Source organism: Hominilimicola fabiformis, from assembly GCF_020687385.1.
In the GTDB taxonomy this organism is placed as follows: domain Bacteria; phylum Bacillota; class Clostridia; order UBA1381; family UBA1381; genus Hominilimicola; species Hominilimicola fabiformis.
Genome location: NZ_JAJEQM010000019.1, coordinates 1 through 12636, shown reverse-complemented (window position 1 = coordinate 12636; position 12636 = coordinate 1). Strand labels below are relative to the sequence as shown.

Below are 12636 nucleotides of genomic sequence, written 5' to 3'. Positions count from 1 at the left end.
TTAAACAGAGGTGATTTAATTGTTAGGAGTTATTTATTATTTGCTTTTTCTTATCATCGGATTTATTTACAGTTCGATGTTCTTCAAAGAAAAAGATATTTATTACAAACTATGGTCGGGACTTGTTTTCGGAAATATAATACTTATGGCAGGAATTATTCCGTTTGCCTTGATTTTTAAATTCAAATACATAAGCCACATACTTTTACTTATTACGGCGATTATACCGATAGTTGTATTGGGAATTAAGCACAAAGACGTTGTGCAAAGTATTTTTTCTGAGAAAACAGTATATTTAAAGAAACATCTTGTATGCAAAGAAAACGTGGTTATATCAAATAAGATTTTTCTGTTTTTGATTATGCCTGTCACACTGTTAATATGCTTGCTTATGGTAAACCATATCCTTGCACCTTATGCCAACGGCGCTGTAAGTTCGGGACAGTCTACATACGGTGACTTACAAATGCACCTTGGATTTGTCACATCAATAGCCGAACAAAAAACATTTCCGCCGGAATACTGTTTCCTTTCGGGAACAAGATTAAACTATCCGTTCCTTATTGATTCGCTTTCTTCAAGCCTGTATATGTTCGGTTGTCCGCTTAGAATTGCCGTACTTATTCCAAGCTTTATATTTGCACTTTGTATAGTAATGGGATTTTACATTCTTTCATTCTCCCTTACCAAGAGTACAACCGTATCTGTCATTGCAACATTGTTCTTTTTCTTAAACGGCGGATTTGGTTTTGCGTATTTCTTTGAGAGTGCAAAAGAAGACCCGTCAAACTTTACAAAGTTCTTTACGGAATACTACCAAACACCGACAAACTATAATGAACACAATATACGTTGGTCAAATGTCATTTGCGATATGATTATACCACAAAGAACAACAATGGCAGGTTGGTGCGTAATCCTGTTTGAACTTGAAATGCTTGTAAATGCGGTAAAGAATAAAAAGACATCTTATTTCATTATTCTCGGAGTTATCGCCGGCTGTATGCCGATGATACACACACATTCATTACTTGCACTCGGAATTATAAGTGCCGGAATGTTCTTCCTTTATCTTTACGATGAAAAAGACAAGAAAAGCTATATTATGCGTTGGATATACTTCGGAGGCATTACACTTGTACTTGCTATGCCACAGCTTTTCTTCTGGACATTCTCACAAACTTCGGGAAACAATTCATTCCTAAGATATTCATTTAACTGGGTAAATGAGGCTGATCCGTATTTATGGTTCTATATCAAGAATTGGGGAATTCCTTTCTTGTTCATTATCCCTGCGTTTTTCAATACATCAAAGGATAATAAAAAATTAGTGCTTAGCTGCGGATTGTTGTTCTTAATCGCCGAACTTATCTTGTTCCAGCCTAACGATTATGATAACAACAAACTGTTCTACATAGCATATATGATTGCGGTAATCATTGTTTCGGAATATCTTGTACTTATTTATAATAAACTTAAAGGTATCAACTTACGCGGTTTCCTTGCGGCATTGGTTATTATTTCCGCTACGCTGTCAGGAGTTATGACAATCATCCGCGAATATCACTCAGGTGCAATGTATCAGACATATAGCGCCGCTGATATTGAAGTTGCTGAATATATCAAAGACAACACCGACGCAAACGGTGTGTTTATGACAAGTACAAATCACATTAACCCTGTAGTTTCACTTGCCGGAAGAACAATATATGTAGGTTCTTCGTTGTATGTGCATTTCCACGGGTTCGGAGAAGAATACACTGAGAGGAGCGAAGAATTAAAAACAGCATATGAGGGTTCTTCTCAACAGTTAAAGTCATTTGCAGATGAAAACAACATTTCATATATCTATGTAGGAAACAACGAAAAACAAGATTTCAATATAAATTACAATTCACTTTCACAGTTTGAAAAAATATATGATGAAAATTCAATACAGATATATAAAGTGAAATAAATGCAAAAGCAGACAAAATCGTTTATGATTTTGTCTGCTTTATTTTTAACAATTCAGCATTTTCCCGCACTTTTGCAAACTTCCTTAATAGGACATACCGCACATTTAGGGTTTCTTGCCGTACATACCGCACGACCGTGTGCCACAAACTGATGGCACATTCTAAGCTGATAATCGGACGGTACAATCTTTTTCAAGTCCATTTCGACTTTTGTAGGATCGTCGTTCGTTGTAAGACCTATACGCTTTGCAATCCGCTTACAGTGTGTATCAACCACAACAGCAGGCTTACCGAATATATCGCCAAGTACAAGGTTTGCTGTTTTTCTGCCCGTTCCGGCAAGACTTGTCAAGTCCTCCATTGTATCGGGTACTTCCCCGCCGTAAACGTCAATAAGCCTTTGACAGCACAAGATTATATTTTTCGCCTTGTTGCGGTAAAATCCCGCCGATTTTATATCTTCACAAAGCTCGTCATAATCCGCATTTGCAAAATCTTCTGCATTCCTATACTTTTTAAAAAGTGTTTCGGTAATTATATTAACTCTTGCGTCGGTACATTGTGCCGACATTTGAGTGGCAATAAGCATTTCAAGCGGTGTTGTGTAATTAAGCGAACATTTGACATCGGGATATGCCTTGTCCAAAAGCTCTCGCAATTTCAAAACTCGTTCTTTCTTCGTCAAAGAAATCACCTCAATTCAATTTTTCTGATAAGTACATTATATAATTTTTCGTAAAAATTTGCAACAAAGACTTGCACTTTTATTAAATAACATATATAATATTACATAAAGTTGTTTTCAACTCAACACTTTTTATACGAAAGGAAATGGGAAAATGGAAAAATACGAAAAGATGAAATCTTTTGATCCGGAAATTTATGCGGCAATTCAAGATGAAACAAATCGTCAGAACAATAAAATTGAACTTATTGCGTCTGAAAACTTTGTATCGGAAAGAATTATGGAGGCTAACGGCTCACCGCTTACAAACAAATATGCAGAGGGTTATCCGGGAAAACGTTACTACGGCGGTTGCGAACACGTTGACGTTGTAGAAACACTTGCTATCGAAAGAGCAAAAGAATTATTCGGTGCAGACTATGCAAATGTTCAGGCACACTCAGGTGCTCAGGCTAATATGGCTGTATTCTTTGCACTTCTTACACCGGGCGACACAGTTCTTTCAATGAGCCTTGCTCATGGCGGTCACCTTAGTCACGGAAGTCCTGTTAATATGTCCGGTAAGTATTTTAACATTGTACCTTACGGTGTTACAGAAGATACTAACACAATAGATTATGACGAAGTAAGACGTATAGCACTTGAATGTAAGCCAAAACTTATCCTTGCAGGTGCGTCAGCTTATCCAAGAATTATTGATTTCAAGAAATTTGCCGATATTGCAAGCGAAGTCGGTGCATACTTTATGGTTGATATGGCACATATCGCAGGACTTGTTGCAGCAGGTTGCCATCCGTCACCAATGCCGTATGCAGACGTTGTTACTACAACAACTCACAAGACTCTAAGAGGTCCTCGTGGCGGTCTTATTCTTACAAATAACGAAGAAATCGCTGTTAAGATTAATAAGGCTATCTTCCCGGGTATTCAAGGCGGTCCTCTAATGCACACAATCGCAGCTAAGGCAGTATGCTTTAAAGAAGCACTTGACCCAAGCTTTAAGACATACGCAGAACAGGTTGTTAAAAATGCATCAGTTCTTGCAGATACACTTATGGCAGAAGGTTTTAAACTTGTAAGCGGCGGTACTGATAACCACCTTATGCTTGTAAACCTTACAGATACAGGCGTTACAGGTAAAGAAGCTGAAAAAATGCTTGACGAAGTCGGTATTACAGTAAATAAAAACGCAATTCCGTTTGATACAAAGAGTCCGTTCGTTACAAGTGGTATCAGAATCGGTACTCCTGCCTCAACTTCAAGAGGTTTTAAAGAAGAAGATATGGTCGAAGTCGGTAAACTTATCGCTATGACAATCAAAGACTTTGAAAATAATAAAGAAGAAGTTAAGACAAGAGTTAAGGCTCTTTGCGATAAATACCCACTTTACAGATAAACCTATCGAGCCTGTCACAAAAATATCGACAGCTCCAAAAGATTATTATGCGGATTTTGATATTTTTTCAAAATCCGCTATTTTTCTATTGACAAATATAAATTAATGTGGTATTATAGTATCTGTTAATGGCTCGTTGGTCAAGCGGTTAAGACTCCGGCCTCTCACGCCGGCAACGAGGGTTCGATTCCCTCACGAGTCACCAAATTTTAAAATCACAAAAAACCGTATAAATGCTTGAATATCAAGTGTTTATGCGGTTTTTTAGTGCTTGCGAGAAAAAAATCAACGTGATAAAAAGTGATAAAATGTTATACTTTTTTATTAGTCAGTCAAAAATATTGTGGTATAATATCACGACATATATTGCCTTACACGACCGCTGATTCGTTGCCGCCTGTTACTGTTGATATGAAATCATTGTAAAACTCCTCTGTCGTATTATTTATAACGATTGCCCCCATATCACGAACATTTTCTATTATCACGCCGTCATAGCCTTGACTTTTAGCTTTTTCAGCTATTTCACGTGTTGTATTTCCTAATTTGTCGTCTAACTCATTCCACATATGTCCTTTTGCGTCTATAACATATGGCTTTTTTATTGCAAGGTAAACCTCGTATAATTGCTGATTATCAGATTGAGCATAGCTATTTGATGTCACTTTGCTATCAGAAAAAAACAAAGAAATTCTATCGTCAGACATTTTAGGGTCAAACACATAAAAGCCCCCCTTATCTGTTCCGTGATATACCACTTTCGGAGTTCCGTCCTCATTTACAACCTTGCTTGCCTCTGTAGGTTTGAAATTTTTGTCATGTTGCTTGACAAGTGCATGTAATTCTGATATAGTATAGTTATTCCGTTGGTCTGATGAGGCTAAGCTATTATTGCTGAACCTTTTACTTTCCAACGGAATTTTATTTATATTCTGTAATTGATATGCCCGTTTTATCGTTCCGTTACTATTTATATTATTTAATTCCTCAACATACAGCTTTACCAACTCATTTTCATTTCCTATATTTGAAATGGCATAAAGACTGTGCATCATCATTGAATTATTTGATTTTGCATTTGTGTTTGGTATCGTATAGCTATCAAATAATATAGCACTCTCTACAATGCTGTTTATGTAATCAAGATGTGATACAGCACTAACATTTTTAGGACCTTTATGCCCTTTCGTTTCATTAAACACTTTGCCAGACACATTTATATCCCAACCTGTATCTATATTTTTGCGTACACCTCGTGAATTATCTTTTTCAGTTACCACATGTACTGGCGTTTTATCATTTGCTCTCCAATCGCCAAACCAAGCTCTAAAAAATGGTGACTTTTCTTTCATTTCGGAATAATATCTTTCCGCTATTTTTTTGTTTTTTTCATATCTTCATCAGAAAAATCGTATATACTTTTTCGAGCTATTGACTGTATCGCCTCAACATCTTTTTCGCCTATATTAGAGTTCTCATTGTCTGAATTGCCCTTTAACGAAAACTTTGTTTTGTTTGTACCTTTCCCATTCTCCCAAAATACAACGTCCGCATTTTGAGTAGGTTTCATACTTTCAGGAAATGTATTAAGCCGTTCTTCTTTACTCATACTTTGTCTTGACTTAACGTCGTCAGCCTCGATTTCTCCTGCGCTTCGGTTTCTGTTTTCGTTATCAGGACTTTCGCCGACTGCAAATCCCTCTCTCACTTGTATTGCGTGTTGTACTTCGTGTATGAGCGATTTTAATTTTTCTTGTGTTGGCAAATTTTCGCTTATGAATATACAATCGAAATTAGGCGAATAAACCCCTCTTGCGTCTAAATCCGATATTTCCTTGACCTTTACTTTTTTCAAATCGGGATATGCTTTGAATAAGTCCTCGTGTTCAAGAACTTCATTTAAGTTTACAGCTTTGCCTAAACGTATTTTTTCTTCCTTATATTTAGCTTTGCTATCGTCAATTTCAAACTTCCACTTGTTATCTAATCCTCTACTCCAACCTGTTACTTTTCTGATTTCTTCTGCACTTGCCCCGTCTTTCTCTAAGGTTTCAGCTTTTTGCAATAACCCTATATCTGCGATTTTAGAATTTTTACCGCCAAAAGAATACTTGACATTTGAATTATTTTGGGGTATACTATCACTAACGGAGTAACTGAACCCCATGTCAAGTGATTTTTCTTGGCTGGGAACTCCGTTATTTTTTTGCGCAAAATCTACTTTATGTACCCAAAAAATATTTTTGTCTGGCGACTTTCTTACATCTATGTTTATTGTTATCGGATGACCGTCTATAATTGCAGTTGATTCTGTATAAGCATATTTTACAGCGCTATTCGGGTTATGCACATTTTCCACATTATCTGTTAATAATTTGCCTCTTTTAATTATATCCGGCAAATCCCTTACCACTGCCAACTTTGCGATTTTGATTTTTCGTCCAAGCTTATAAAAATTTTTCTCGCCAAATGTTTCCTTTATACCTCTTGGGGTTATTTGTATAACCATGCCGCTATCTCTGTTTATAACTGTACGACTTCTTCCTGGTATAATGTAAAAAAGACTCATCTAACGGTCATTTACATTATACCTTTCTCCTTTCTATCAACCTTTTAATCCGTGGTTGATTACGGTTTGATACATTGGTATTATATAAACATGTGATGTGGATTTGTATTTCTGTCTGTGGCTTTGACTACTTGAAGGAGGTTCTTACCACGCCTTGTTTCTTAGTAATGATTAGTTAGATGAGTCTTTGAATTCGTATCTTGTACCAGGTTTTACGGAACAAGTGTTGTGGATAAACACATTACATATTTTTTTGAAAGGAATGTATTATCATGATTTTAGTCGGAATTGACATTGGTAAAAACAAACACACTTTTTCCATAATTAATAAAAGCTCAGGTGAAATACTTTTATCTCCTTCTGATTTTTCTAATAATCTGGAAGGTTTCTTGTTTCTCATCCAAAAATTAAACAACTATACTAAATCAGAACTTCTTATCGGCATGGAAGATACAGGTCATTATCACTTTGCCTTACTTAAGTATCTTCTTGACAGACGATATACCGTTGCCCTGATTAATCCTACAACCACTGATCTTACAAGAAAATTACAAGGCGGTATTACTAAAAACGACCATCTTGATTCTCTCACCATCTGGGATGTGATTTCCTCTAATCACCGCAATAAACCTTATCGTGTTACAAAGTTAAATCGTTTTGACCTCTACGAGCAGAAACAATTAACCCGCCATCATCATAATCTGAAAGAAGAGTTAAACACATACAAAAATCGTCTTCAAAAATGCATTGATATTGTATTTCCCGAATTCAACTCTCTGTTTCATTCTAAATATGGGATTGTATATATGAATATTTTAAAAATATTCTCTTCTGCCAAAGCAATTGCAAATGCTGATATACGAAGTATCCGTAAATGTTTTGAATTCAAAGGAAAAGGAAAACGAATTTCCCTATCTGCTGAGCAACTAAAACTTATTGCCAAGTCTTCTATTGGCATACCTTCTGTCGCTGAAGAAATTCAAATCAGACATCTTGTAAGCCAAATTGAATTATTGAAAAAACAAATTTCTGAGATAGACAAAAGGATAGAAGAGTTTTCCCTCAAAAACAACTCTCCTATCCTCACCATACCGGGAATATCACATTTTTCCGGTACTTCTATTATATCAGAATTAGGAGAGATTTGCAATTATACAAAGGCATCTCAAATCATCAAATTTGCAGGTGTTGCTCCATATCACTACGAATCCAGTCAATTTACGGCACAGCATACAGCCATTACAAAGAAAGGCTCTAAATATCTTAGAAAAACTTTGTATCAGATTATTTTACCTGTTATCAGTAACAACGAAGTTTTCCATGCCTATTACACCAAAAAGTTAAATGAAGGCAAAGGTCACAGATGTGCTCAAGGTCACTGTATCAGAAAACTCTTAAGAGTTATCTATCATATCTTAAGCACAGGACAACCATTTAATCCAGAACTTTTGGTATAACCTAACATAAATTACCTTTTGCGAATTACCTTCCACAGAGGGTTTATTTAGCGTGCCACAAAATTCACAATTATTTATATGTTTTCAATGTTCATTCTCAGCTAACTAAATTTTATTTTTTTCAAAAAATACTTGATTTTTATATAGTTAGCTCCTTCATCACTAAAGAAACCTTCGTTAAGTAGCGTATTTTTTACACTGCGTTGTACATTGACATAGTCTTGAATACTTTTTATACCGAAACTGCCAATTACATCTTCATTGATTGAAATGTTATAATTACCTGTTTTTTTATTGGCAAACACAACATCACCATTCTTTTTCATACTCTCAGGAAAAGTGTTCTTGCGTTCTTCCTCAGTCATATTCATGCGGTTTTGTACATCTCGTGCCTCGATTTCACCTGCTGTGTTTTTATATAAGTCCATCGCAGTTTGCTCCTTAAGAGTTCTTAACTTTTTCATTAAACTTATATATTTTTCTGCATATTCTTTTCCTTCGTCAATGTATTCCTCACTTACCTCATAAAGACCTTCCGGCAGTTTTTCTTTTAAGTATGCTTTCGATTTTTTCATATTATCCTCGTCAAATAGGTTTATAAAATCAAGCCCTGTCTTATTCTCAAAATCATCAAAATCTACTAACTTGTCAAAAACATTATTCGCCGCGTCTTGATAAAATTCCAAAACCCTTGAATTTTTTCTTATTTCTCGCTCAAGACTTTCTATATCTTGACCGTTTTTTACTTTCCAATATTCAACGTTTGCCCCTGTCGCAAAGCCTTCATAATGCTGTATTGCATGTTGAATTTCATGTATAAGTGTACTCTTATCCTGATTTGAACTGTCGTATGCGTTTAATGTTATTGTATTTAAACTTGGAGTATATTTTCCGTGTTCACCTTTTTGCATTGATGTATCAAATTCAACATCTACCGTTTTCAAAAATGGATAAGCTCGAAACAATTCATCGTGCTTTATATAATCTTGAAGTACAGACGGTTTTCTTACCTCTTTTGTAGTATTTATAAGACCGTTAAGTTCTGATTGTTCTTGCTCGGTGATTGTGCCATTTATAAATTTCATTTCAAGTTCCTTTTTTCTTGCCACGTCAGGATTGCTTGTAATTCCACCTTTATCAAATTCCATTTTAGAGTCGTCAATCTCAAATCGCCATTTTCCGTCAAGACCTCTGCTCCAACCTGTTTTTGGTCGTATTGTTTCTGTTTTTTCGCCGTTGAGTTCCATTTCTTTTGCACGAGAAAGTTGAGTAATATTTGCGGTTTCTGCCTTATTACCGCCAAACGAATATCTTGTTTCACTTCCAGTGTCGCTCTCCGTATTTTCTGTCGTCTCTTTTAGCATATTTTCAAGTAAATCATGTGTTTTTTGTAAGTCTTGCATTTGAGAATGTTTACTGCTGAATTTTGCCTTTATCTTATTTATAAGTTCCTTGATAGCGTCAAGCAATCTGCGTATAACACCTCGTCTTTGCTCTTTATTTTCTATACTATCAACGAACTCCATAACTGCGTCAGCGTCTTTAAGAATATTTTGAGTATAGTCGGCTACAATTTCTCTTGTAGCCTCTTCGTATGTTAAATTTATTGACGATTTAGCGTAAGTATCAACCTTTTCTTTTACAAGTTCATCAATACTTTTATCGGTGTTTTTTTGAATAAAGCCGAGTACACATTTCTTGTATTCTGTATAATCGAGCGTATCTTCAAGATAATGAGTTAATTCATGTGAAAAAACAGTCATAACCTTGTCATCGGCAGACAATGAAATATAAATCACGCCCTTGTAATAACAACCGTTTGCGTCATTACTTATCGTTGGTACAATCTTTATAGGCACACCAATAGCACTGCCAAGAGTATCTAACGCTGTTCCGTCCTCTAAAGGCAAAAGGTCAGAGTATTCGTCCTGTAATAAACCCGGTATCTTATCTTCTTCTGAAATTTCAATACTTTTTATTGCATTATCAGTCTGCGTAGTATTCGTATTTTTATCTGTATTAGGTGCTTGACTGTTGATTTTTTCGCTTTTGGCATTATTCGATACATCTGTATTGTTCTGTATTCCGACATATCGACTTGTTGATTTAGATATTCTTCTCTTTCGTCTGAATCTGATTGTTCTTCGTTCGGGTTTGTTTTTAAATTATCAGTCCCTCTTTTGGCAATATTAATAGCACCATACTTACCCGAAAAGTGCATAAGTTTGCCTCTATCCTCTGCGCTGTATGGCTTATGATAATCTTTTTCATCACCGTCAACACCTGCAAAAATGCCGTGAACATATTTGTCGCCCACTTGCATACCTTTTTTATCAAGCATTTCTAATTCTTCATTTGTAACATTTCCGTTTTTTTCATATGCCTCTTTCACTAAAGAGTTCATATAATTATCAACAGTGCCTTTATCAAAAAAAGTTCCGTCAGGCATAATAGGCGTATAAGCCACTACATTAAGCCAATTACCTTTTAGCCGTAATATTTGTATTTACGGCGTCTTGCGTATTATATACAACAACACATACCCACAATTTTGTATTGTTTATGTTAAGATGCGCGTTGTCTGTACCAATTAAAGCGATAACTTCGGTTATCGCTTTTTTTATTTATTTCATACAAAAAGCACTCACTGTTCAGCAAGTGCTTGACATTGCATTGTCACCTCATTCATTGTAAGATATTTCAACATTAAAATAGCAGCTGAAAAATCAGCTGCTATTTCTTATTTATTTAACTCTTTGAATTGTAACAGTTTGTTCTGTTTCATTCCACTCAACCGTTGCACCCAGATTTTCCGAGATGAAACGTATCGGTGTATATGTACGGTCGTTTTCAACAAAAGCAGGACTATCGAGTTTAACGTCCTCACCGTTTACTTTTGCATAATCCGAGCCGATTGTGATAAGAATTGTTACATCCTCTTGTTTTTCATTCTTACCTGTGATTGTTACAAGTTGTTTTTCGCCGTCCCATTCAACTGTTGCGCCAAGATTTTCCGCAATAAAACGAGCAGGCAACATTGTACGGTCATTCACAACCTTTGGAGCAACATCATTTGTCTTTGTTGTTCCGTAAACGAGTGCGTCATGTTCATCGATTGTCAAAACTATTGTATTTGAACTTTCTTTATTTTCATTTCCGCTATTATTATTTACGACATCTTCACTTCCGCCGTTTTCCTGTTTCTGTTCAGTCCACTTTGCGTAAAGTTTAAAACTTTTTGTTACTTTTTCCGTAAAATCGTACTTTGTTGTAAGTTCCTTATCAGTATACCATCCCGCAAATTCAAAGTTTTCTTTTATCGGAGCAGTCGGTTCTTTGACTGAATTATCTTTTGCAACAGTCTGACTCGTTATCTTATTACCGCCGTTTGTGTTAAACGAAACTGTATAACGTTTTGTACTGCCGCTACCGCCACTGCTCTTACTACCGGTTGCCGCATATACAGCAGTTATTGTCGTAGAGTCTGCCTCATTTGTGACTGTTTGTGCACCGCTTACGGTATAACCATTTTCTGCAATGCCTTTTACAGTATAATTTGCTTTTGGTGTAATTGTTATTGTTGCGGTATAAACCGTACTATATCCGAATTTATCCGTAACTTCCGGCGACCAAGCTACCGTTGCTGTATATTCGTCTGTTTCTATTTCTGTCTGCGGTACTTCATTTTTAACAGGTGCAGTCAGTATTATTGCAGAATTTATTGTTTTCGGCAATATTGTAAATAATTTTTCAAGTGTTCCTTTATAATTATTTGAAATCATCTCAACTTTAGCTTTTGCCTCTTCAGATGCTTTTATATTTTTTTCATATGCCACTGTATAATCTGTATCAAGTACAAGAATTTTATCCCCATCTTTGACCTCAATAACAGGTTTAATCTCCTCACCCGTATATGTTTGGTCTGCTATTTTTGTTATGTTGTCATTTGTAAGTATTTTCTTTTCTATTACAAATTCAACTGCGTCACTTTCAAGTCCTGTATACTTATCTGTTTCTTCAACCGTTGCTTTTACATAATATGTTCCCGCATCTGTCGGAACAATGTCGTTATATTTCCCGTCTGCCGCAGTTGAATATGTATATTTAGGTGTTCCGTATTTTGCCTCTGCTGTCGGTGTATTTGCTGTTTCACCGTATGTCCAACCTGTTATTGTAAGCGGTTGAGTAAATTCGTTACTGTTTTTATTTTCCGTTGCAGAATACACTGCTGTTACTGTTACGGAATCTGCCTCATTTGTGACTGTTTCTGCACCGCTTACCGTATAACCGTTTTTCGCAATTCCTTTTACAGTATAATTTGTTTTCGGTGTGATTGTTATTGTTGCTGTGTAAACCGTATTATATACAAACTTGTCTGTAACTCCCGGTGACCAAACTACCGTTGCTGTATATTCGTCTGTTTCTATTTCTGTCTGCGGTACTCCGTTTTTAACAGGTGCAGTCAGTGTTATTGCTGAATTTATTGTTTTCGGTAATATTGTAAATGTTTTTTCAAGTGTTCCGGCATAGTTGTTTGAAATTATCTCAACCGTAACTTTTGCCTCATCAGA

9 protein-coding genes and 1 tRNA gene are annotated in these 12636 nt (G+C 35.8%); 4 read left to right on the top strand and 6 right to left on the bottom strand.

All coding sequences use genetic code 11. The annotated features are described in order from the left end of the window. The first annotated feature begins 19 nt into the window (after positions 1 to 19). The gene (locus LKE05_RS12135) at positions 20 to 1957 is read left to right on the top strand and encodes a hypothetical protein (protein ID WP_308457016.1); all 1938 of its coding nucleotides are present in this window, start codon (positions 20 to 22) and stop codon (positions 1955 to 1957) included. A gap of 53 nt (positions 1958 to 2010) precedes the next feature. On the opposite strand, the gene nth is transcribed toward LKE05_RS12135, so the two are convergent. Continuing rightward, positions 2011 to 2643 carry an endonuclease III gene (gene nth / locus LKE05_RS12130; protein WP_117964973.1) on the bottom strand — a complete coding sequence of 211 codons (633 nt, stop codon included), beginning with the start codon at positions 2641 to 2643 and terminating at the stop codon, positions 2011 to 2013. 154 nt (positions 2644 to 2797) lie between these two features. Between nth and glyA the strand changes: the two genes are divergently transcribed. Both glyA and LKE05_RS12120 read left to right on the top strand, forming a co-directional pair. Further along, complete coding sequence (gene glyA, locus LKE05_RS12125; protein WP_308457015.1) at positions 2798 to 4039, top strand: serine hydroxymethyltransferase; 1242 nt, start codon at positions 2798 to 2800, stop codon at positions 4037 to 4039. Between the two features lie 130 nt (positions 4040 to 4169). Next, positions 4170 to 4244, top strand: a tRNA-Glu gene (locus tag LKE05_RS12120). Between the two features lie 166 nt (positions 4245 to 4410). On the opposite strand, the gene LKE05_RS12115 is transcribed toward LKE05_RS12120, so the two are convergent. Both LKE05_RS12115 and LKE05_RS12110 read right to left on the bottom strand, forming a co-directional pair. Next, entirely contained in the window at positions 4411 to 5391 is a 981-nt protein-coding gene (locus LKE05_RS12115; RefSeq protein ID WP_308457014.1) for an ADP-ribosyltransferase-containing protein, read from the bottom strand. A gap of 20 nt (positions 5392 to 5411) precedes the next feature. Next, positions 5412 to 6608 (bottom strand): LPD23 domain-containing protein, encoded by a 1197-nt coding sequence (locus LKE05_RS12110; RefSeq protein WP_308457013.1) that lies wholly within the window; start codon positions 6606 to 6608, stop codon positions 5412 to 5414. A 272-nt stretch (positions 6609 to 6880) separates the two neighbouring features. On the opposite strand from LKE05_RS12110, the gene LKE05_RS12105 reads away from it, so the two are divergent. Beyond that, a complete protein-coding gene (locus LKE05_RS12105) occupies positions 6881 to 8065 on the top strand; it encodes an IS110 family RNA-guided transposase (RefSeq protein WP_308457012.1) in 1185 nt (394 codons plus the stop codon). 101 nt (positions 8066 to 8166) lie between these two features. Here the strand turns inward: LKE05_RS12105 and LKE05_RS12100 are convergent, their stop codons facing one another. The 3 genes from LKE05_RS12100 to LKE05_RS12090 all read right to left on the bottom strand — a co-directional run. Continuing rightward, on the bottom strand, positions 8167 to 9975 hold the full coding sequence (locus LKE05_RS12100; RefSeq protein ID WP_308457011.1) for an LPD23 domain-containing protein: 1809 nt from the start codon (positions 9973 to 9975) through the stop codon (positions 8167 to 8169). A 65-nt stretch (positions 9976 to 10040) separates the two neighbouring features. Next, entirely contained in the window at positions 10041 to 10514 is a 474-nt protein-coding gene (locus LKE05_RS12095; RefSeq protein ID WP_308457010.1) for a hypothetical protein, read from the bottom strand. A gap of 295 nt (positions 10515 to 10809) precedes the next feature. Next, a partial coding sequence (locus LKE05_RS12090) for a stalk domain-containing protein (protein ID WP_308457009.1) occupies positions 10810 to 12636 on the bottom strand: 1827 nt, incomplete at its 5' end.

Excerpts from the sequence above, each read along its gene's own strand:
- LKE05_RS12095 (WP_308457010.1), bottom strand. The coding sequence starts at position 10,514 with ATGCCTGACGGAACTTTTTTTGATAAAGGCACTGTTGATAATTATATG.
- LKE05_RS12115 (WP_308457014.1), bottom strand. The coding sequence starts at position 5,391 with ATGAAAGAAAAGTCACCATTTTTTAGAGCTTGGTTTGGCGATTGGAGA.
- glyA (WP_308457015.1), top strand. The coding sequence starts at position 2,798 with ATGGAAAAATACGAAAAGATGAAATCTTTTGATCCGGAAATTTATGCG.
- LKE05_RS12110 (WP_308457013.1), bottom strand. The coding sequence starts at position 6,608 with ATGAGTCTTTTTTACATTATACCAGGAAGAAGTCGTACAGTTATAAAC.
- LKE05_RS12105 (WP_308457012.1), top strand. The coding sequence starts at position 6,881 with ATGATTTTAGTCGGAATTGACATTGGTAAAAACAAACACACTTTTTCC.